17 protein-coding genes, 6 tRNA genes and 1 pseudogene are annotated in these 20,660 nt (G+C 61.1%); 10 read left to right on the top strand and 14 right to left on the bottom strand.

Annotated elements, in window-relative coordinates; genetic code table 11:
• Positions 1-20 precede the first annotated feature (20 nt).
• Positions 21-953: a LysR family transcriptional regulator gene (locus DYL59_RS03615; RefSeq protein WP_135287934.1), complete on the bottom strand. Its 933-nt coding sequence runs from the start codon at positions 951-953 to the stop codon at positions 21-23.
• 89 nt (positions 954-1,042) lie between these two features.
• On the opposite strand from DYL59_RS03615, the gene DYL59_RS03610 reads away from it, so the two are divergent.
• Positions 1,043-1,678 (top strand): alanyl-tRNA editing protein, encoded by a 636-nt coding sequence (locus tag DYL59_RS03610; RefSeq protein WP_135287933.1) that lies wholly within the window; start codon positions 1,043-1,045, stop codon positions 1,676-1,678.
• Here DYL59_RS03610 and DYL59_RS03605 read toward each other — a convergent pair.
• A complete protein-coding gene (locus tag DYL59_RS03605; protein ID WP_135287932.1) occupies positions 1,665-3,239 on the bottom strand; it encodes an alkaline phosphatase D family protein in 1,575 nt (524 codons plus the stop codon). The two genes, DYL59_RS03610 and DYL59_RS03605, sit on opposite strands and share 14 nt — an antisense overlap.
• Complete coding sequence (locus DYL59_RS03600) at positions 3,236-3,790, bottom strand: GNAT family N-acetyltransferase (RefSeq protein WP_135287931.1); 555 nt, start codon at positions 3,788-3,790, stop codon at positions 3,236-3,238. Before DYL59_RS03600 ends, DYL59_RS03605 begins: the two co-directional genes overlap by 4 nt.
• Before the next feature lie 190 nt (positions 3,791-3,980).
• Between DYL59_RS03600 and DYL59_RS03595 the strand changes: the two genes are divergently transcribed.
• The 6 genes from DYL59_RS03595 (at position 3,981) to DYL59_RS03570 (ending at position 11,171) form a co-directional block, all read left to right on the top strand.
• Positions 3,981-4,388, top strand: coding sequence for an ExbD/TolR family protein (locus tag DYL59_RS03595; RefSeq protein WP_135287930.1), 408 nt, complete (start codon positions 3,981-3,983; stop codon positions 4,386-4,388).
• A gap of 2 nt (positions 4,389-4,390) precedes the next feature.
• Positions 4,391-5,116: an energy transducer TonB family protein gene (locus DYL59_RS03590; protein WP_135287929.1), complete on the top strand. Its 726-nt coding sequence runs from the start codon at positions 4,391-4,393 to the stop codon at positions 5,114-5,116.
• A gap of 24 nt (positions 5,117-5,140) precedes the next feature.
• Positions 5,141-7,420: a TonB-dependent receptor gene (locus DYL59_RS03585; protein WP_135287928.1), complete on the top strand. Its 2,280-nt coding sequence runs from the start codon at positions 5,141-5,143 to the stop codon at positions 7,418-7,420.
• A 17-nt stretch (positions 7,421-7,437) separates the two neighbouring features.
• Entirely contained in the window at positions 7,438-8,085 is a 648-nt protein-coding gene (locus DYL59_RS03580; RefSeq protein WP_135287927.1) for a MotA/TolQ/ExbB proton channel family protein, read from the top strand.
• 52 nt (positions 8,086-8,137) lie between these two features.
• Complete coding sequence (locus DYL59_RS03575; RefSeq protein WP_135287926.1) at positions 8,138-9,355, top strand: phospholipase D-like domain-containing protein; 1,218 nt, start codon at positions 8,138-8,140, stop codon at positions 9,353-9,355.
• Between the two features lie 94 nt (positions 9,356-9,449).
• Positions 9,450-11,171 (top strand): dipeptidase, encoded by a 1,722-nt coding sequence (locus tag DYL59_RS03570; protein WP_135287925.1) that lies wholly within the window; start codon positions 9,450-9,452, stop codon positions 11,169-11,171.
• 100 nt (positions 11,172-11,271) lie between these two features.
• On the opposite strand, the gene DYL59_RS03565 is transcribed toward DYL59_RS03570, so the two are convergent.
• The 6 genes from DYL59_RS03565 to DYL59_RS03540 form a co-directional block, all read right to left on the bottom strand.
• Positions 11,272-11,347 (bottom strand) — tRNA-Gly (locus DYL59_RS03565).
• Between the two features lie 3 nt (positions 11,348-11,350).
• Positions 11,351-11,426 (bottom strand) — tRNA-Glu (locus DYL59_RS03560).
• Between the two features lie 103 nt (positions 11,427-11,529).
• Positions 11,530-11,605, bottom strand: a tRNA-Gly gene (locus tag DYL59_RS03555).
• 3 nt (positions 11,606-11,608) lie between these two features.
• A tRNA-Glu gene (locus tag DYL59_RS03550) sits at positions 11,609-11,684 on the bottom strand.
• A gap of 104 nt (positions 11,685-11,788) precedes the next feature.
• Positions 11,789-11,864, bottom strand: a tRNA-Gly gene (locus DYL59_RS03545).
• 4 nt (positions 11,865-11,868) lie between these two features.
• Positions 11,869-11,944 (bottom strand) — tRNA-Glu (locus DYL59_RS03540).
• Positions 11,945-12,302: 358 nt separating this feature from the next.
• Here DYL59_RS03540 and DYL59_RS03535 point away from each other — a divergent pair.
• Together DYL59_RS03535 and DYL59_RS03530 are read left to right on the top strand one after the other, a co-directional pair.
• Positions 12,303-13,073 carry a hypothetical protein gene (locus DYL59_RS03535; RefSeq protein WP_135287924.1) on the top strand — a complete coding sequence of 257 codons (771 nt, stop codon included), beginning with the start codon at positions 12,303-12,305 and terminating at the stop codon, positions 13,071-13,073.
• A 128-nt stretch (positions 13,074-13,201) separates the two neighbouring features.
• On the top strand, positions 13,202-14,014 hold the full coding sequence (locus tag DYL59_RS03530) for an alpha/beta fold hydrolase (protein WP_135287923.1): 813 nt from the start codon (positions 13,202-13,204) through the stop codon (positions 14,012-14,014).
• Positions 14,015-14,050: 36 nt separating this feature from the next.
• Here DYL59_RS03530 and DYL59_RS31985 read toward each other — a convergent pair whose 3' ends face one another.
• The 4 genes and pseudogenes from DYL59_RS31985 to DYL59_RS03515 form a co-directional block, all read right to left on the bottom strand.
• Positions 14,051-14,893: a methyl-accepting chemotaxis protein gene (locus DYL59_RS31985; RefSeq protein WP_420359262.1), complete on the bottom strand. Its 843-nt coding sequence runs from the start codon at positions 14,891-14,893 to the stop codon at positions 14,051-14,053.
• Positions 14,894-14,911: 18 nt separating this feature from the next.
• A pseudogene (locus DYL59_RS31980) lies at positions 14,912-15,136 on the bottom strand (HAMP domain-containing protein); the annotation flags it as partial.
• Between the two features lie 978 nt (positions 15,137-16,114).
• Entirely contained in the window at positions 16,115-17,527 is a 1,413-nt protein-coding gene (locus DYL59_RS03520) for an aminotransferase-like domain-containing protein (protein ID WP_135287921.1), read from the bottom strand.
• A gap of 203 nt (positions 17,528-17,730) precedes the next feature.
• Positions 17,731-18,492, bottom strand: a complete 762-nt coding sequence (locus tag DYL59_RS03515) for an SDR family oxidoreductase (protein WP_135287920.1) — start codon at positions 18,490-18,492, stop codon at positions 17,731-17,733.
• A 172-nt stretch (positions 18,493-18,664) separates the two neighbouring features.
• Here DYL59_RS03515 and DYL59_RS03510 point away from each other — a divergent pair, with 172 nt between their 5' ends.
• Complete coding sequence (locus DYL59_RS03510; protein ID WP_135287919.1) at positions 18,665-19,672, top strand: NADP-dependent oxidoreductase; 1,008 nt, start codon at positions 18,665-18,667, stop codon at positions 19,670-19,672.
• A gap of 132 nt (positions 19,673-19,804) precedes the next feature.
• On the opposite strand, the gene pyrF is transcribed toward DYL59_RS03510, so the two are convergent.
• Entirely contained in the window at positions 19,805-20,503 is a 699-nt protein-coding gene (pyrF, locus tag DYL59_RS03505; protein ID WP_012723118.1) for an orotidine-5'-phosphate decarboxylase, read from the bottom strand.
• Between the last annotated feature and the right edge of the window lie 157 nt (positions 20,504-20,660).

Below are 20,660 nucleotides of genomic sequence, written 5' to 3'. Positions count from 1 at the left end.
CCCACATTTGCACCGCATTTCTACCGGCGACGCAGTGTCGGCTCGCGCGCCATACACTCCACAAGATAATCAATAAACACCCGCAACTTCGGCGGTAAATACCGCGTCGGCGAATGCAGCAACCACACCTCGCCATGGTACGACGCAATAAAATCCCACTGCGCCAACACCTGCACCACCGTCCCCGCCTCCAGCGCGTGGCGCGCCGTGAAGTACGGCAAGCTGGCGATCCCCACATGCTGCAACACCGCATCCAACCGCACGCCGGTGTGGTTCGCCGCATAGCGCCCACGCACACCAACCGTGACCGTCTTGCCCGCCTGGCGAAACTTCCAACGCGCATCCGCCGGGGTTTCCCCCAGGTAAATGCAGCTGTGCTCCAGCAAGTCATGGGGATGCCCAGGCGTGCCATGCTCGGCCAGGTACTGCGGCGTGGCGCACAGCAGATGTTCAATGGGGAACAGTGGCCGCCCGACCAGACCGGGTGGCGGGCTTTCGGAAATACGCAGGATCAAGTCCAGGTTGTCGTCGATCAGATCCACCGGCCGATCCTCAAGGATCAACTGCACATCCACCTTGGGATAACGCCGCAAAAACTCGGGCATATGGGGATGGATCACAAACCGCCCCACCGCCTTGGGCACGCTGACCCGCACCAGGCCTTCGGCTTCATGGGTGAACTGGCCGCTGATCTCCATCACCGAACGCGCCGCGTTGACCATCTCCTGGCAACGCTTGAACACCTCTTCTCCGCCTTCACTCAGCCGCAGTTTGCGCGTGGTGCGCTGCAACAGGCGTGTGGCCAAAGCTTTCTCCAGACGCGAGATACTGCGGCTCACCGAAGAAGGTGAAGCGCCCATTTGCCGGGCAGCTTCGGAGAAACTACCGGTCTCCACCACTTTGACGAAAATCGCCATTTCGCCCAACAGTGGTAACGGAAGATTGATGCTCATGACGCACAGGTCCATTGATAGTTGAGCGGATTATCACCTATCCAGGCACTATTTATACTCCCCGCAAAACCCTGATGCGGATGTACCTGATGACCGAGCGCCTGTTTTTCACCCATGACCACCTGACAGCCGAACTGGAAGTACTCAGTTGCACACCCCACGAAGGGCTGTTTGCGGTGACCTTGCAGTCGACGATTTTCCATCCCCAGGGTGGCGGGCAGCCGTTCGACACCGGTTGGCTCGGCGATAGCCCGGTCATGCGGGTCACTCAGGAGGCCGACCGGGTGGTGCACTACGTCAGCCAGCCAGTGGCGACAGGGCCAGTCACGGCGCGGGTCGATGAACAGCGTCGCACCCTGCACAGCCGCCTGCATTCGGCCGGGCACTTGATCGGCAATGCCGGTGAAGCCCTGGGCTGGATGCCAATCAAGGCCCATCACTGGCCGGGGGAAGGCAAGGTCACCTTTATCCGGGGTGAGGCCGCGCAAACCATGGACGCCGAGGCCATTCAACAGCAGATCAACCAATGGATCGCCGCCGACCACCCGCGTCACACAACCCTGGAAGACGGCACCCGCGAAGTCGGCTTCGGCGATTTGCCTGCGTATGCCTGCGGCGGCACCCATGTGCAGGCCTTGAGCGAATTGGGCCAGGTGACGATCCTGGCCCTGTCGGAGAAAAAAGGCGCGCTGTCGGTGCGTTACGACATCACTACACAGCAATAGCTCCGGGCCTGGTGGGCTCTACGACAAACGACTTGAGGGTCGACACCGTTGCCGCCGGGTCACGGGCATCGCTGATAACCCGAAAATGCGTGAGCATCGTGTGCTCATGCACCTCCACCGACACATACCCCCGCTGTCGGCTGTCGAAAAACTTCACATGGGGGTTCAGCGGCAAGATCTTGCTGAACGCGTCGAACGGCGGCCCATCGGATGTGACTGAAGTGCCTACGAACTCGGTGGCGACAACCGGCGACTCCAGATTGCTGCCGTCGGCATGCAGGTCGTTTGCCCAGAACGAATGAATATCGCCGCCCCAGAACACCGGGTTCTTCACCCGATGACGCTCGATCGACGCCAGCATCCGTGAGCGGTTGGCCATATAGCCATCCCAGCCATCGGTCCACCGCCCTGGCTTGTGGTTGGTCAAGTCGCGCTGAGTCAGCGGCGCCACCAACAAGTCCTGGGCGATTACGTTCCACTGCGCCGGCGACTGGGCAAAACCCTGGTCGAGCCACGCCTCCTGCTGCCAACCCAGCATGGTGCGCCCAGGGTCGCGCAGGTCATGGCACAGGTTGTCGGCGATATGCCCCTGATGGCTGCCATTGGCCTGGATGCACGGCTGTTCGGAGCGATACTGCCGACCGTCCAACACATGGAAGCGGGCCAACCGACCGTAGTCCAGACGCCGAAAGATGCGCATGTCCGGGCCTTTGGGCAAGCTGCTGGCACGCAGGGGCATGTGCTCGTAGTAGGCCTGATAAGCCGCCGCGCGCTGCTGTAAAAATTGCGCCACCGGGATCTTCGGGTCCTGGGACCAGCGGTTGGCGTAGTCATTCTGTACTTCGTGATCGTCCCAGGTCGCCACGCTCGGCGCCGCCGCGTGCAGGCTCTGCAGGTCCGGATCGGTTTTGTACAAGGCGTAGCGGTTGCGATAGTCGCTCAAGCTCACCGCGTTGCCGCTGCCATGGGGACGAATGATCTTGCCCGAGTCTGCCGCGTAAGAACTGTCGTAAATGTAGTCGCCCAGGAAAAACACCAGGTCCGGTTGCTCCGCAGCCAAGTGGCGATACGCGCTGAAATAGCCGCGCTCCCAATGGGAGCAAGAGACAAACCCCAAGCGCGCCGACACCATCGCCTGCGCCGCCGGCGCCGTACGCGATTGCCCCACCGGGCTCTGCGCCCCCAACCCCTCGAACTGGTACCAATACGGCCTGCCCGCCTCCAGCCCCGCCACCTCCACATGCACGGAATGGGCAAAGCGCTCGGTTGCCATCACCTCGCCCTGCCTGATGATGCGCGTCATCGCTGCATCGCTGGCCACCCGCCAACGCACCGGCACCGCTCGACGCAGGCCCCCACGCCCATCGGCGTCATTGAACAGTGGCGCCAGGCGCGTCCAAAGCACAAACCCATCCGGCAGTGGATCACCGGAGGCCACGCCGAGGGTGAACGGGTAGTCCACCCCGGCACTGCGGGCGAACGGGCTGAGGATCGAAAAAGTGGTGGCCACGGCCAGGCCTGCAAGCACCCGGCGTCGCCCATGATCAACGGCATCACTCATAGCGAGAACTCCCAGTCCTCACGCAGGGCGGCAAACACCAGCATGTCTTCATGCACGCCATTCTTGAGAAACGCGCCACGCAGGCAGCCTTCGTAGCGCAGGCCGATTTTTTCCATGACCCGCGCCGATTCCTTGTTGCGGCTAAAGCACTGGCTGCCCACGCGATACAAGCCCAACTCGGCAAACCCGTAGTCCATCAATGCCGTTGCGACCTCGGCGGCATACCCCTGGTTGCGCGCGTGCGCCGCCACCCAGCCACCCAGGTGCCCGTAGAGGTTTGCCGGGTTGATGCGCAGGCTGGCGATGCCGATCAATTCACCGGTGTCGCGCCGATGGACGCCCAGGCTCAACAGGTTCGCCGAACGGTATTTCTCCTGCATGCCGTCGATAAAATCCAGCGCGGTCTGCAGGGTGTAGGGCGACGCAATGGTCGCCGTGTTATCGGCGATCTTGGGGTCGTTGGCGAGGCTGCATAACGTCTGGGCCTGGTGTGTTTCCAGGGGCCGCAATAGCAGTCGCGGGGTGGGTAGATGTGGCAGTTCGCTACTCATTCCTTCGGGCCCTCAATGTAAAGTTTTTGAGAATGGTCCTCTCGGGTTTCAGTTTCGTTACGTCACCAAAATGACTTCAGAGTCACTTGAAACCCCCATCCTAGAGCCCTCAAAACGTCAATTAAAGTTAACCAATCGGTCATTTTTGGTTGTTAGCGTGTCGCCCCTAATTCAACAACGGGGTAACGGAATGAGAACCTGGGACGAACCGAAAAAACGCAAGGCGCACATCGAACTGATCCCGATGATCGATGTGATGATGTTCCTCCTGGTGTTTTTCGTACTGGTGAGCCTGAACGTGATTCCGGCCCTTGGCATGAAGACCCAACTGCCCAGCGCCAGCAGTTCGCAACAGCTCAAGCCGCAGAACAAATTCATCCTCACCCTGGGCCTTGCGGGCCAACTGCAGCTCGATGGCAAGGACCTCACGGTCGACGCCCTGGTACCGGCGCTGAAGGCCGCGGAAAAGCCCGACACCAAGTCAACCATCATCGTTAACAGCGACAAGGGCGTGGAGGTTTCGCGCCTGGTGGAAGTGATGGACACCCTGCGCCTGGGTGGCTTCACCTCCGTGTCCATCGCCACGCGCAAGTCCTGATCATGTACGTCTTGTTTCGTGCGCGTCAGTTGCTGGGCAGTGTGCCGGCCCTGATCGCCCTGGTGCTCATTGCGATGGGCATCCAGTCACAAACCTTGAAGGTCGAGCCGGTGTATGACGAGTCGGCGGTGGAGCTGGCATTGGTCGAGCCCGAGCCAGAAGTGATCCCCGAGCCCGTGGTGGAACAAGAGCCACCACCACCGGTGATCGAGGATGAAGAGGCCGAGCCGGCCCCACCGCCGCCGCCGCCCAAACCACTGCCAAAACCCAAGCCTGAACCCAAGCCCAAACCCGTGGCCAAGCCTGTGGTGGCCAAGCCAACCCCCACACCCACACCGCCCGTGGCCGCCAAACCGGCACCCGCCGCGGTGGCCCAGGCCGCGCCCACACCGGCTCCGCCCGCACCACCCAAGGTCGATGGCCAGGCGCTGGAAGGCGGTTACCTCAAGGGTTTGCGCAATGAGTTGGACACCTACAAGCAGTACCCCACCGGTCGCCAGGCGTCCCTCGAACGCCCCAGCGGCGAAGTGGTGATCTGGCTGCTGGTAGACCGCCAGGGTCGAGTCCTCGATTCGGGCCTGCAAACCCAGGCGTCGAGCATGTTGCTCAACCGAGCCGCCACCAACAGCTTGCGCCGTATCAAGCAAGTCAAGCCGTTCCCCGAGCAAGCCTTCGGGGGGCGCAACGAGCAGCGCTTCACCGCCACCTTCAACTACAGCGTGCAATAAGCACCCGACACCAGGACGACAGTGATGAGGTTCACACGGATTCATCTGGCACTCGTTGCCGCAAGCATGGGCCACGGCATGGTCATGGCCGACACCGGCGACAGCGACGTCGGCACCATCGGCGTACAGGGCAAGGCCACGGCAGGTGGCGGCTATATGGTGCAGGAAGAAAGCATCAAGGGCCGCTCCACCGTGACCAAGGAGGCGCTGGATAAACAGACCGCCACCGGCAACGCGATCGACAAGCTCAAGTACACCCCGGGCCTGAACATCTCCAGCGAGGACAACACCGGCCTGTCGGGCTTTCGCTTCACCATGCGCGGGCTCAACTCCGACCAGGTGGGCATGTCGGTGGACGGCATGCCGATCAACGACTCGGGCAACTACGCGCTGTACTCCAACCTGCTGGGCGACCCGGAGAACATCGAGCAGATCTTCGTCACCCAGGGCTCGGCCGAAGCCGACGGCCCGCACATCGGTTCCAGCGGCGGCAACATCGGCATCGTGACGATTCGCCCCACCAAGGAAACCGGCGCGTTCGTCAAACAGATCATGGGCAGCAACGCCACGCGCAAGACCTTTGCGCGGCTCAACACCGGTGAAGTCAACGGCCTGAGCAACTGGCTGTCGGTGTCCCATACCGAAGGTGACATGTGGCGCGGCTCGGGTGCCGTGCGTGCAGACAAGGTGGAGTGGAACAGCTTCTTCGATGCCGGCAACGGCAACACCGCCAACCTGATCCTCAAGTACCACGAGCAGGACAACAACAGTTACAGCCAACTGACCAAGGCCCAGTACCAGCAGAACGGCCGCAAGTACGACCCCTACCCGGCCACGCCGACAGTGGGCAGCAACGGCAAGGTCAACAGTTACTACGCCCTGGCGCAGAACCCGTTCCAGACCTTTACCGGCGTGCTCAACACCCAGTTCAAACTGGCCGACAACCTGGCCCTGTCGGTGATCCCGTATTACTACTGGGGCAATGGCAGCGGCGTGGGTTCCTCCAGCTACGCGCTCAACAGGGGCTCGAACGCGGGTGGCATTTTTGACCTGAGCAACCTGCCAACCGCAGCGCAGTACAACGCTGATGGCTCCTCCACCACCGGCGTGTACTACCGCCCTTCGCGCACCCAGACCTGGCGCCCGGGTATCACCACCAAGTTGAACTGGGACCTGGAAGAGCACAGCCTGCAATTCGGCTACTGGTACGAGCGCGCTCGCCAGAGCCAGACCCAACCGTTCATTGCCCTCAAAAACAGCGGCAAGCCGAGCGACACCTGGCCGGACGGCGATGCCGTGGTGGATGCCAACGGCAACACCGTGCAGGGTCGCGACCGCTTTACCGTGACCCCGGCGCAGAAGGTCTGGGCCCAGGACACCTGGTACATCAACCCGGACTGGACCCTGGTCGCGGGCCTGGCCTACATGAACGTCAAGCGTGACGGCACCAACCACGGCAGCCTCACCGAGCAAGCGGAAAAACGCAGCCAGACCTACAACAAGCTGCTGCCCAACGTCGGCCTCAAGTACCAGCTGGATGAGCGTGACCAGTTGTTCTACAGCCTGTCGCGCAACATGCGTATCCCGCAGAACTACGTGCTGTACGACAAGGGCGCCGGCTCCATCGACGCCAAGCCGGAAACCAGCTGGAACCACGAACTGGGCTGGCGCTACACCAATGACGACATGACCGTGGCCGCTACCTTGTTCTACATGCAGTTCAAGGATCGCCAAGTGTCATCCAGGGACATCAACGGCGACTTCGCCGACATCAACGCCGGCGCCGTCAACAACAGCGGTATCGAGCTTGAGTGGAGCGGCCTGCTGCCCAACCATTTCAACTACTACACCTCCTACACCTACACCAAGGCCGAGCAGCAAGACGACCTCACGGTGTACAACGCCGGCCAAGCGATCCTGCTGCCCACCAGCGGCAAGCAGTTCGCCAACGTGCCGAAAAACATGCTGGCGGCCAACATCGGCTACGACGATGGGCGCTTCTACGGCACCTTCGGCGGCAAGTACACCAGCAAGCTCTACGGCGACTTGACCAATGACGAAGCCATCTCCGGGCGCACCGTGTTCAACGCCGGCGCCGGTATCTACCTGCCGGTGGACAAGAAGGTGGTCAAGGACGCAACCCTGCGCCTGAACGTCGACAACCTGTTCGACAAGAAGTACCTGGACGGCGTGTACACCACCAAGACCAACGCGGCCAGCTACAGCGGTTTCCGCGATGGCGACCCGGCCTACATCGTGGGCCTGGAACGCACCGTGACGGTTTCCCTGGAAGCCAATTTCTAACTGCGAGGTAAATGAACATGGACATGAATGTGCTCCACGACATCACCTTTTATGTGATGTATGCCGCGATGGCCATCGCCATCTTTATCGCCATCGAGCGCGGTCTCTACTTCGCCTATGTGCGCCGTCAAGCCCGCGCGCTGAACGAAGTGCTGGGTGCCCATGTGCACAGCGAACGCGATTTGCCCGACAGCCTCACCCGCCGCGACAGCCTGCCACTGAGCATGGTGTTGCCGGTGCTGGCACAAAAAGCCAGCCAGGGCTCTCGCAAGGACCTGGATGACGTGATCGAAACCCAGTACCTGACCACCCGCGCCCCGCTGGCCCGTAGCCTGTGGATCATCGAGACCATCACCACCGCCGCCCCCTTGCTGGGCTTGCTGGGGACCATCCTCGGCATCATCGACACCTTCAAGGCACTGGCTTCGGCGGGCGTGTCCGACCCAGGGCAGATCTCCGGGGGTATCGGTACGGCCCTGTTCGCCACCGGGCTGGGCATCGCCATCGCGTTGTTCTGCGTGGTGTTCCACAACTTCTTCCAGGACAGCCTGGAGCGCATCAACGATCAGCTGAAGATCCTGCTGATCCGCGCTGCCACCGGCGCCCGCGTACAGAGCGAAGTGCCGCACCTGGTGCCGACGGCGCTGCACAGCCGCACGGCGTAATCGTTCAGGCGGGCGCGCAATGCGCCCGTCTTTTTTTCTGATCGAGAACCTTATGTCCCTCTCCTCTACGTTGCGTCATGCAAGCTTCGCCGGCTTGCTCCTCTGCCCATTGGCCCAGGCGCAGTTTACGATTCCGGGGTTTGAACTGGTGCACACCGTGCCCGTGGATACAGCCTTGGGCACTGCCGACCTGCGCCAGCCCGGCCCGGTGTGGATCGAGTTGTTCGACGGCGCAAGAACCAGCATCGACATCGGCCAGTTCTACGCCGCCGACCACCCCGGTTCGGTGATGGACAGCGTCATCGACCACCTGGAAGCCGCCGGCAAACGCGGTGTGAAGATTCGCTTTTTGCTCGAAGAAAAAGGCATCAAGCTGTCAGAGGCATCCACCCTGGAGCGCTTGCGTGCCATCCCCAACCTGACCTTCCGCGTCCTGGCGTACGGGCAACTGAGCGGTGGGATCATCCACGCCAAATACATGGTGGTGGACGGCAAGCAGGCGTTTGTCGGCAGTCAGAATTTCGATTGGCGCTCCCTGGAACATATCCACGAAACCGGGCTGCGCATCAGCGATGCAACGGTAGCCCGTCAGGTTCAGGCGATCTTCAATCAGGACTGGCAAGCCCAGGCCGCCCTCGCCGACCACAAACCGGTGCCATTGCCTGCGGCAAGCCAAGCGCCTGCGCGCACCGGCAACTACCTGGTCGCCAGCCCGCAACAGTACAACCCGCCGGGGGTGGGTGATTCTCAGCTGGAACTGCCGCGCCTGCTGGGCGAAGCGCAAAAGGAAGTACGGGTGCAACTGCTGGACTATGCCCCCCTGTCCTACGGACCTGATCGAACCCGCCCGTATTACGCAGTCATCGACAATGCCGTGCGTGCTGCGGCGGCACGCGGGGTGTCGGTCAAGCTGATGGTCTCCAACTGGAACACCGACAAGCTGGAACTGCCCTACCTCAAAAGCCTGGCGGTGTTGCCCAACGTGCAGGTCAAGATCGTCACCCTGCCCGAGGCCAGGCAAGGGTTTATCCCTTACGCACGAGTGATTCACAGCAAGACGATGGAAGTCGATGGGCAAGTCGCCTGGATCGGTACGAGCAATTGGCTGGGTGGTTACCTGGATAATTCGCGCAACCTGGAAGTGGTGATGCGCAACGAAACGATGGCCAAGCGTGTGGGGCAACTGCACCAACAACTGTGGGATGGGCCTTACGCCAAGGCGTTGAAGGTCACGGACGCATACCCTGAGCCGCATCCGGGCCAGCATTGACGACGCGCACCTGACTAGTGGTAGTGTGTGGAAATGTTTCTGACGATTTGGTCAGAAACCTCCTACCTACCACCTGCAAAGGAATGCTCCAGCAATGCACTTCCCACTCAAGCAACTGGCAGCTGCCACCCTGTTCGCGGCGAGCCTGTCGGCGATTACCACCCCTGCCTTGGCCAATATCACCCCGGATCAAAGCGCGGCGATTCTCAAGAGCTTCAACGAAAAATCCGTCACCGATTTTCGCGGGTTCCTCGGCACACTGAACAAGGGCGACCTGGCGCCGTCGATCAATGCTTTCCTCGACAACAAAACCCTGACCGCCGACCAGCAGAACGACATCCACCGCCTGCTCGGCATCTACACCCGCGTGAAGTACGGCAAGGCCGCCACCGAAACCCTGCGTGAGCTGGTGGAAATCCCGACGTTCAACATTGACGGCGTGCCCCAGTACAAAAACCCGGAATTCATCAAGATCGCTGGCAAGATCCAGGACCTGGCGAAAGCCTTCAACCTGAACTTCCGCAATATCGACAACCGCGTGTACGAAATATCCCTGGAAGGCAGCGGCGATGAAGTGGTGGGCATCCACGCCCACGCCGACGTAGTGCCGGTGACGCCGGAGAACTGGGTGCTCAAGGATGGCACCAAGCTCGACCCGTTCAAGGTCACGCTGATCGGCGACCGCATGTACGGCCGCGGCACCGAGGATGACAAGAACGGCATCGTGGTGGCGATGTATGCCATGAAGGTGATCAAGGAAGAAAAGCTGCCGCTGGCGCGTAATTTCAAACTGCTGGTGGACACCACCGAAGAAACCTCTGGCGACGCGATCCCCTATTACTTCGAAAAGAACCCGACGCCCCAGTACAACCTGGCGCTGGATGGCGGCTACCCCGTCGTGATTGCCGAGAAAGGCTACGGCACCGTCATGGCCACCTTCCCCCGCCGCAAGGGTGAAGGCAAAGGTGCAGAGATCATCTCAATGACCGGCGGCATGGCCACCAATCAAATCCCGTCAGCATCGGTGGCCACTTTTATCTCGGACAAACCTGCCGAATTGGCCGCCAGCCTGCAAACCGCCGGCGCTCAGTACGTCAAAGCCAACGGCGCTGATTTTGAAGTGGCCGCCAAAGTGGTTGGCAAAGAGGTCAAGCTGACGGTGACGGGCGTGTCGGCGCACTCCTCGGAACCCGAGTCGGGCATCAACCCGGTGGCGCGCATGCTGGAATTGATCTACAGCGTTGACGGCAAGATCGCCCTCAAGCACAACCACATCACCGACGCGGCGCGTTATGCGGCCGACAACTGGGGCCTGGATTACCTGGGTGGCAAGTTGGGTGTGGGCTTCTCCGATGAGTTCATGGGGCCGCTGACCACCTCGCTGACGTTTGTAGGGCTGGATGACAAAGCTTTCAAACTGGCTGTGAACCTGCGCGTGCCGAAGGGCAAGTCTCCAGAGAAGCTCAAGGCAGAGATTGCCGACAAGCTCAGTGCCTGGGACAAGAAAACCAAGGTCAAGGTGGACTTCACCTATTCAGTGGCGGAACCGATGTACCGCAACCCGGAAGGCGAGTGGGTAAAGGCCCTGCTGGCGGTGGCCAGTGAAAACCTGGGGATGGAGCACAAGTTCGGTACGTCGGCCGGTGCTACCTCGGTGCATGAATTGCCCAATGGCGTGCAATTTGGCCTGGCGCGCCCGGAAGTGAAGTACACCGGGCACACCGACAATGAGTTCAAGACGGTTGACCAGTTCTTGTTGGACTTGCAGATCGTGACTGAAATGATGGGGCGCATCGGGCAGTTGCCCACGCTCTGATAGCCGAACGAGCCCGCCGCAATGGCGGGCTTTTTTCGTGGCTATAAATCAAGCACACACAAAAACGCCGATCATCTCTGATCGGCGTTTTCGTTGAATATGGAGCGGGAAACGAGACTCGAACTCGCGACCCCGACCTTGGCAAGGTCGTGCTCTACCAACTGAGCTATTCCCGCAAATGGCGTCCCCTAGGGGACTCGAACCCCTGTTACCGCCGTGAAAGGGCGGTGTCCTAGGCCACTAGACGAAGGGGACACACAGCTGGAACACATGGTGTGTATTCCAGTGTCCAGGGGTTAAATCCGAAGATCATGCCCTGGTTTCACTCAGTGCCGCCCGAAGGCCACACTGCTTAAATTGGAGCGGGAAACGAGACTCGAACTCGCGACCCCGACCTTGGCAAGGTCGTGCTCTACCAACTGAGCTATTCCCGCAAATGGCGTCCCCTAGGGGACTCGAACCCCTGTTACCGCCGTGAAAGGGCGGTGTCCTAGGCCACTAGACGAAGGGGACACACAACTGAAACACATGGTGTGTATTTCAGTGTCCAGAGGTTAAATCCGAAGATCATGCCCTGGTTTCACTCAGTGCCGCCCGAAAGCAGCACTGCTTAAATTTGGAGCGGGAAACGAGACTCGAACTCGCGACCCCGACCTTGGCAAGGTCGTGCTCTACCAACTGAGCTATTCCCGCTTATTGGCGTCCCCTAGGGGACTCGAACCCCTGTTACCGCCGTGAAAGGGCGGTGTCCTAGGCCACTAGACGAAGGGGACACACGTACAACATTCACTACTTATCGCGTTTCGCTGTGTGCTTTCCGCTTTAAGTGGCGCGCATTCTATGGATGGATTGAAAGGTCGTCAACCCCCAAGGATAAATTTATTAAAATCAATGACTTCGCCCTGCTTATCGGGCCGATGGGGGCATTCTGCCCGTCTGGGCCTTGACGCCTATATTCTGGCGCCCGACAAGACGTTATAGTTCGCTTCGGCAAATGATGGCAATGTGCATCTACTCAGGGAACCCTTACCTATATAGACGCATCTACCTGGGTAACTGGTCGATCAGCCCTATCCCCCGGATAGCCCAGTCACTACACTCCACAGCAAACCCTACAAAGAGGTCACACCGGTGACACCACTCATGATCGCCCTGCTGGTAATAGCCGGGATCGCAATACTGATCGCCATTGGCTACATGAACCATGTGGTGGAAAACAACAAGCTGGAGAAAAAGCGCACCGAGATCGAACTCAACGATCGGCTGCGCCGTTGCGGTGAAATCACCGAGACGTTCCCTGGCCAATTGATGACCCCGGCACTCAAGTTGTTGCTGACTCGCCTGGAACTCAACGTCAACCAGCGCCTGCTCAACCTCAACAAAACCAGCGCAACGGCCAAGGCGCGGATCACCGAACTCAATGCCTTGGTGGCCCAGGGCGAATCGATTCCGGTGAACAACCCGCCCGCCCCGATCCAGACCGAAGCCAAGGCCAAGGATGTGCGCTTCCTGCTCGAAGCCCTGCACGGCCAGGTCACCCGCGCGGCCCAGGATGGTTTCCTGCCGGCCAACGAGGCCAAGCACTGGATCAAGGAAATCCGCCATATCCTGGTGCTGCTGCACATCGAATTCTTCAACAACCTTGGCCAGCACGCGCTGCAACAAGGCCAACCTGGCCAGGCGCGCCTGGCGTTCGAACGTGGCGTGCAGTACCTGCGCAAACAACCGGAGCCAGTGGTCTACAGCGCGCAGTTGCAGCAGTTGGAAGCGCAACTGGCCCGTGCCAACTCCACGGTGCTGACCAACAGCAAGCCGGCCGAAGACGAGGTCAACGAGTTGACCGAAGGCCTGAAAGTGGCCGACACCGACGCCGAGTGGAAAAAACGCGTCATCTACGACTGATTGCCTGTGGTGAGCGGGCTTGCCCGCTCACCACGCCCCCATCGGCACATGCCATCACTTTGCACCTATCCCCCCGCCCCCGACTCGCGTAAAAAAGTGCCCTCACTCCGTGAAGTCAGAGGCCTGCTATGCCTGTCGCCGTCATTGATGGACAACCGCTGCACTACATCGACCAGGGCACCGGCCCCGTCGTCCTGTTGGGCTCAAGCTACCTGTGGGGCGCTGAGATGTGGGCGCCGCAGATCGAGGCGCTGTCACACCAGTACCGTGTGATCGTCCCCGAGCTGTGGGGCCATGGCGAATCGGGCCCGTTGCCCGCGCAAACCCACTCCCTTGACGACCTGGCGCGCCAGACCCTGGCGTTGCTGGATCACCTGGATATCGAACAGATCAACCTGGTGGGGCTCTCAGTGGGCGGCATGTGGGGTGCACGCCTGGCGCTGCTGGCGCCGCAACGCGTCAACAGCCTGGTGCTGATGGACACCTACCTGGGCGCCGAGCCCGAGGCCACGCGCCAGTACTATTTTTCACTGTTCAAGATGATCGAAGACGCCGGCGCCATTCCCGAGCCGCTTCTGGACGTGATCGCGCCGATCTTCTTCCGTCCGGGCATCGACCGTGAATCCGCGCTGTATCAGGACTTTCGCACGTCGCTGCAGGCGCACTCCCGCGAACGCCTGCTGGACAGCATCGTGCCCTTGGGCCGGTTGATTTTCAGCCGTGAGGATGTGCTGGAACAACTGCCGCGCCTGGACACCGACACCACCCAGGTGATGTGCGGCGAGTTCGACACGCCGCGGCCGCCGGCCGAAGCACAGGAAATGGCCGACCTGATCGGCTGCAGCCTGATCCTGATCCCGCAGGCAGGCCATATCAGCGCCCGGGAAAACCCGGAGTATGTCAATGAAGCGCTGCTGACCTTCCTGGCCAACAACGCCTGATCGCCCGGCCCCATGATCGCCGCGTGTCAGCGGCGATCAAAGGCGAAAGTGCCCCACCATGCCCTTGAGCTCTGCCCCCAATTGCGCCAGTTGGATACTCGACGCGGCATTGCCTTGCATGCTCAATGCGGACTGATCGGCGCTGGCGCGGATACTGGTGACGCTGCGATTGATCTCTTCGGCCACCGAACTTTGCTGCTCGGCCGCAGCGGCGATCTGCTGGTTCATCTGCTGGATCAGCGACACCGCCACTGCAATGCTGCCCAGGGCACTTTCGGTTTCCAGCGTGTCGCTGACCGCCAGTTTTACCAACTCGCCGCTGTGTTGAATCTGCTGCACGGATGACTGCGCTGCGCTGCGCAATGTGCCGACAAGACGCTCGATTTCTTCGGTGGACTGCTGGGTACGCTTGGCCAGGGCCCGCACTTCATCGGCGACCACTGCAAAGCCACGCCCCTGCTCACCGGCACGGGCCGCCTCAATGGCGGCGTTGAGGGCCAGCAGGTTGGTCTGCTCGGCCACACTCTTGATCACCCCCAGCACGGTGCCAATGTTCTGGATCTCCTCACTCAGGCTTTCGATGCTGGCACTGGCGCTGGTACTGGATGTCGCCAGCAACTCGATCCGCTGCAAACTCTGACGTACCACCTGCTGGCCGCTGTCGACCTTGTCGTCCGCCGTCTGCGCGGCTTGCGCCGCCTCTTCGGCATTGCGCGCCACATCGTGCACGGTGGCGGTCATCTGGTTCATCGCCGTGGCCACCTGCTCGGTCTCCTCCTTCTGGCTGCTGACCTCGACATTGGTTTGTTCGGTGACACTGGACAGCGAATGGGCCGAACTGGCCAGTTGTTCGATACCGGCCTGCAGCCCGCTGACCATATGGCTCAGGCCATTGCCCATCTGCTGCATGGCCTGCATCAACTGGCCGATTTCATCACGGCGGCTGACCTCCATCCGGCCACTCAGATCACCTGCGGCAATCTGTTGGGCCACTGCGATCACACGGCGCAACGGCGTGACGATCAAGCGGGTGATCACCCAGGCCGCAATCAGCCCCACCAGTAGCGCCAGGGCCGACGAGCCGATGATCAGCAGAGCGCTTTTGTTCAATTGTGCCTGCATCGACTGGTCTTCGGCGTCGTAGGCCTGGTTGACCCGGCTGACCACCTGGGCCGCGCGATCATTGAGCTGCTTGTAGACCGTCTTTTCCTGGGCCAGCAGGCCGGTGTATTCGCCCAGTTTTTCGCTGAACGCGGCGATATGCCCGCTGACTTCATTGAGCACCGTCTGGTAGCCAGGATCCTTGACCGAGGTCTTCAACTGCTCGACCTGGGCCAGGGCCTGGTCCGCCTGCTCGATCTTGCCTTGCTCGGCGTCGTCGTCGCTCACCTTGCGGCTCTGGTCCAAGCGCACACGCGCTTCGTTCATGGCTTGCAGCATCAAGCGCGAAACCTGGCTGACCTGCCCCGCCTGCTCGATGAACTCAGCGCCCTCCTTGCCCTGGCTCTCCTTGAGGCCATAGGCGCCGTCGTCCGCCAGGCCGGCCTGCAGCACATCGAGGTTGTTCGCCACGCTAGACACCGACCAACTGGCCATTTCCAGTGCCAGGTCCTTGGTCTGGGTCAACTCGACAAACTGATCGAACGCCTGGCGGTAGGCGGCCAGGGCCTGCTCCACATCCGTCATCACCGATACGTTGGCAGCCGATTGCGCCTTCAGGCGGGTCGCCAGGGCCGTCAAGGCGTCGACACTTTCGTGCAGGGCATCCACGGCCTTGGGGTCGGCATGCAGGGCGTAGTCCTGTTCGATCAGGCGCACCTTGAGCAAACCGCTGTTGAGCGACGACATAGCCTTGAGGCCTTCAAAACGCTGCCCAACGGTTTGCAGGGACCACACGCCAATGGCCGCAATCAGCGCCGTCAGCAGCAGCACCAGGGCAAACCCCAGGCCCAGTTTTTTTGCCATACCCAGGTTGGCGAAACGTCGTTGCATGGCCGAAATCATTGCACTTGAATCCTCTGCACCCGGTTGACCAGTCGTGAGATTGGCAACCCCAGGGTACGGAGCACAAGACGCTGGCGCCGGAATAATGGCAAAAAGCTACATACTCGTCGTTTTCAGAATGGTCGAGGTCGATCTGGCGGGCCCCATGTCGCGGAACAGCGCCAGCGCGCGCTGATCGCCTGCGTACGCCACGTTGATGCGCAGCCAGTCACTGTGCTCGCCGGTCGGGCTGAACAATGCCCCCGGTGACAGCAACACGCCCAGTCGTTGGGCGCAGGCCGTCAAACGCGAAGGCTCCCCCGCCCCCGGCCGCGCCCACAGGAACATGCCGCCGGACGGCACGGCGAACACCTCCCACTCTTCATCCTCCAGCACCTGCAACGTGGCCGCCATTTGAGTGTTCAGCCGCTTGCGCAGACGCTGCACCCATTTGCGATAGGTTCCATTGGCCAGCAAGGTCGTGACCACCGCCTCGGCAAACCGCGAAGTGCCGAAACCGGTCAAGGTCTTCAGGCTGGCCAATTGGGTAACAAGCGCCTTGCTGGCGCTGAGGTAGCCCACCCGCAACGCACTGCTCAAGGTCTTGGAAAAGCTCGCGACGTAGATTACCCGGTCATCGTGGGGCAACGCCGAAAGCCTTGTGCAACTGGCATGTTGCAGGTCGCCTTGCACGTCTTCCTCGATGATCAGGAAGTTCTCGCGGTGGGCCAGCTCCAGCAGACGCGCGGCCACCTCGCGGCTCAGGCTGGTACCGGTGGGGTTGTGATACAGGCTGTTGATAAACAGGCACTTGGGCCGATGCTGCCGCAACAAGGCTTCCAGCACCGCAATGTCCGGGCCGCCCCGAGTGCGGGGTACCTGCAGCAAGGTCACCCCCTGGAAGGCCAGTTGCCGATAGAGGTTGCCATACCCCGGGGTTTCCACCACGACGCAATCGCCGGGCTTGAGCAGCGTACGTATCAGCAGGTCTTGGGCATGGCTGGCTCCTGCTGTGGTGAGGATTCGGTCAAGGCTTGAGGGGATGCGCAGCCGAGTCAGGCGCTTGAGCAGTTGCTCACGCAGTGCCGGCAGCCCCAGCGGCGTGCTGTAGTTGAACAGGCCAGCGGTGTCGGTACGGGCGACTTCGCGGATGGCGTAGCTGATGTCGTCGCTTTCGCGCCAGCCGTCCGGTAGCCAACCACACCCCAGTTTCAACTCGCCAAGCGGATTATCGGCAAAAGCGCCCCAGGCCTGCTCCGCACCCTCATACCATGGGCGCTCATGGGAGACCGGCGGCTGGGCGACCACAAACCCCGAGCCCTGCTTCGATGCCAGCAAGCCCTGGGCAACCATGCGCTCGAACGCTTCGATCACACTGGACTGACTGAGCAGGTTATCCAGCGCCAATTGCCGGATGGACGGCAGGCGTGTACCGGGGCTCACCCCGCTCTTGCGAATCCACTCTGCCACTGCGCTGACGATTTGCTGCACCACCGGTACAAGGGCTTGTCGATCGATCCCTAAATCCATGAGCCACTCACTTGAACTGTCTGTTATTCAACCCAGGGCAGTTAAGCACAGAAGCTTGCGCCTACCGGCGACGAAAAATTATTAAAGTATTGATTTTATTGAGTTATTTACCTGGTGATACACATTCTGACAAGGCACTGTGCCAGCCGTGGAAAAACCCCACACGCCCCCAAACCTTTTCGAATCGGGGGCGGCGCGAGGTCCTAGATCGCGGTGGCGCCACCGTCCACGGCCAAAGCCTGGCCGGTGGTGAACGCCGCACCATCGCTGCACAGGTACAGCACCGCACTGGCAATTTCTTCGACTTTACCGATGCGCCCCACTGGGTGCATGGCGGCGGCAAAGTCGGCCTTGCGCGGGTCGGCCTCATAGGCGCGCCGGAACATATCGGTATCGATCACCGCCGGGCACACGGCGTTGACGCGGATTTTCTTCTTCGCGTACTCGATAGCCGCCGACTTGGTCAGGCCGATCACCGCATGCTTGGACGCTGCATAAATACTCATCTTCGGCGCTGCACCCAAGCCCGCGACCGACGCGGTGTTGACGATGGCCCCGCCGCCCTGGGCCAGCAGCAGCGGCAATTGATGCTTCATGCACAGCCAGACGCCCTTGACGTTAACGCCCATGATGGCATCGAACTCGTCTTCGCTGCCGTCGGCCAGCTTGCCCTTTTCGATTTCGATGCCGGCGTTGTTGAAGGCGTAGTCCAGACGCCCGTAGGCATTGAGGGTCTGCGCCATCAATTGCTGCACATCCGCGTCCTGGGTGACGTTGCAGCGCACAAACAGCGCTTCGCCCCCGGCCTGCTGGATCAGCGCCACGGTGCCCTCACCGCCCGCCACGTCCAAGTCGGCGACCACAACCTTCAAGCCTTCGGCAGCGAACGCCAGCGCGGTGGCGCGGCCAATACCGGCGGCGGCGCCAGTCACCAGGGCAACCTGGCCGGAAAACGTCATGCTCATGGGAGATTTCCTGTGGGAAAAGTAACCGGGTAGCCAGTCTAGCCAACAGCATGATCGACGCGTCAGCACTATCAGCTGCGCCTATCAATCTGCATTCGCGCCCCCGGCGGGTCTTGCCTGCGGGGCGTTGAAGGTCTATCACTCTAGGCTCATTTCCTGAAGAGTCCCTGCCATGACCGCCCAGACCAACCGCCAATTCCTGCTCGCCAAACGCCCGGTCGGCGCGGCCACGCGGGAAACCTTCACCTACCAGGAAGTACCGGTAGGCACGCCTCAGGACGGGCAGGTGCTGGTGCGTAACGAATACCTGTCGCTGGACCCCGCCATGCGTGGCTGGATGAACGAAGGCAAATCCTACATTCCGCCCGTCGGCATCGGCGAAGTGATGCGTGCATTGGGCGTAGGCAAAGTGATTGCGTCGAACAACCCCAAATTTGCGGTCGGGGACTACGTGAATGGCGCCTTGGGTGTGCAGGATTACTTCCTTGGCGAACCGCGCGGTTTCTACAAGGTCGATCCAAAATTGGCGCCACTGCCACGCTACCTGTCCGCGCTGGGCATGACCGGCATGACCGCGTATTTCGCCTTGCTGGACACCGGAGCGCCCAAGGCTGGCGAGACCGTGGTGATCTCTGGCGCGGCGGGTGCGGTGGGCAGCATTGCCGGGCAGATCGCCAAGATCAAAGGTTGCCGTGTGGTCGGCATTGCCGGCGGCGCCGACAAGTGCAAATTCCTGGTGGATGAGCTGGGATTCGACGCCGCCATCGACTACAAAAGCGAGGATGTGCCCGCGGCCCTCAAGCGCGAATGCCCCAAAGGTGTGGACGTGTATTTCGATAACGTCGGCGGCGATATTCTCGACGCCGTGCTCAGCCGCCTGGCGTTGAAAGCGCGGGTGGTGATCTGCGGCGCCATCAGCCAGTACAACAACAAGGAAGCGGTAAAAGGCCCGGCCAACTACTTGTCGTTGCTGGTCAATCGTGCGCGCATGGAAGGTTTTGTGGTGATGGACCACGCGGCGAACTTTGCCGCTGCCGGTCAGGAGATGGGCGGCTGGATGGCCCAGGGCAAGCTCAAGAGCAAGGAAGACATTGTGGAGGGGCTGGAGACGTACCCGGAAACGCTGATGAAGCTGTTCAACGGCGAGAACTTTGGCAAATTAGTATTGAAGGTTAACTGACACACCCTCGATGCAAATGTGGGAGCGGGTTTGCTCGCGAAAGCGGTGATTCAGTCTACTTATCTGGCGACTGACACAACCCTTTCGCGGGCAAGCCCGTTCCCACATTTTTAACCGTGTTCGCTCCAACTATCAGGCGATTTCGGCAACCACATCCGCCAACGCCTTCGCCGGATCCGCCGCCTGGCTGATCGGGCGACCAATCACCAGGTAATCGGAACCCGCATCCAGCGCCTGACGCGGCGTGAGGATACGGCGCTGGTCATCCTGGGCACTGCCCGCAGGACGAATCCCCGGCGTTACCAGTTGCAGCGACGGGTGGGCAGTCTTCAACGCCTGGGCTTCCAGGGCCGAGCACACCAGGCCATCCAAACCGGCTTTCTGCGCCAGGGCCGCCAGGCGCAGCACTTGCTCCTGCGGCTCGATGTCCAGGCCGATACCGGCCAGGTCTTCGCGCTCCATGCTGGTGAGCACGGTCACACCGATCAACAAGGGTTTGGGGCCGCTGCGCTGTTCCAGCACTTCGCGGCAAGCGGTCATCATGCGCAGGCCGCCGGAGCAGTGCACGTTGACCATCCACACGCCCATTTCGGCGGCGGCTTTTACGGCCATGGCGGTGGTGTTGGGGATGTCGTGGAATTTGAGGTCGAGGAACACCTCGAAACCTTTGTCACGCAGGGTGCCGACGATTTCCGCCGCGCAACTGGTGAACAATTCCTTGCCGACCTTGACCCGGCAAAGCTTGGGGTCCAACTGGTCAGCCAGCTTCAGTGCGGCGTCACGAGTGGGGTAATCCAGGGCGACGATGATAGGAGTCTGGCAGACGGACATTGGAATGGGCTCTCAGGCAAGTCGAAATCGGCGCGGATTGTAGCGCAAGCAGCGCCGTTGCGGGATCCGATGATCGGTAAATACTGACCAAGTGCCCTCGGGCGGGCATTTGGGCCAATTATTTCAAAGCTGATACATTCACGACATGCCCCCAACA

This window comes from Pseudomonas kairouanensis, assembly GCF_004682055.1.
GTDB lineage: Bacteria > Pseudomonadota > Gammaproteobacteria > Pseudomonadales > Pseudomonadaceae > Aquipseudomonas > Aquipseudomonas kairouanensis.
This window is presented reverse-complemented; position numbering and strand designations above follow the sequence as displayed.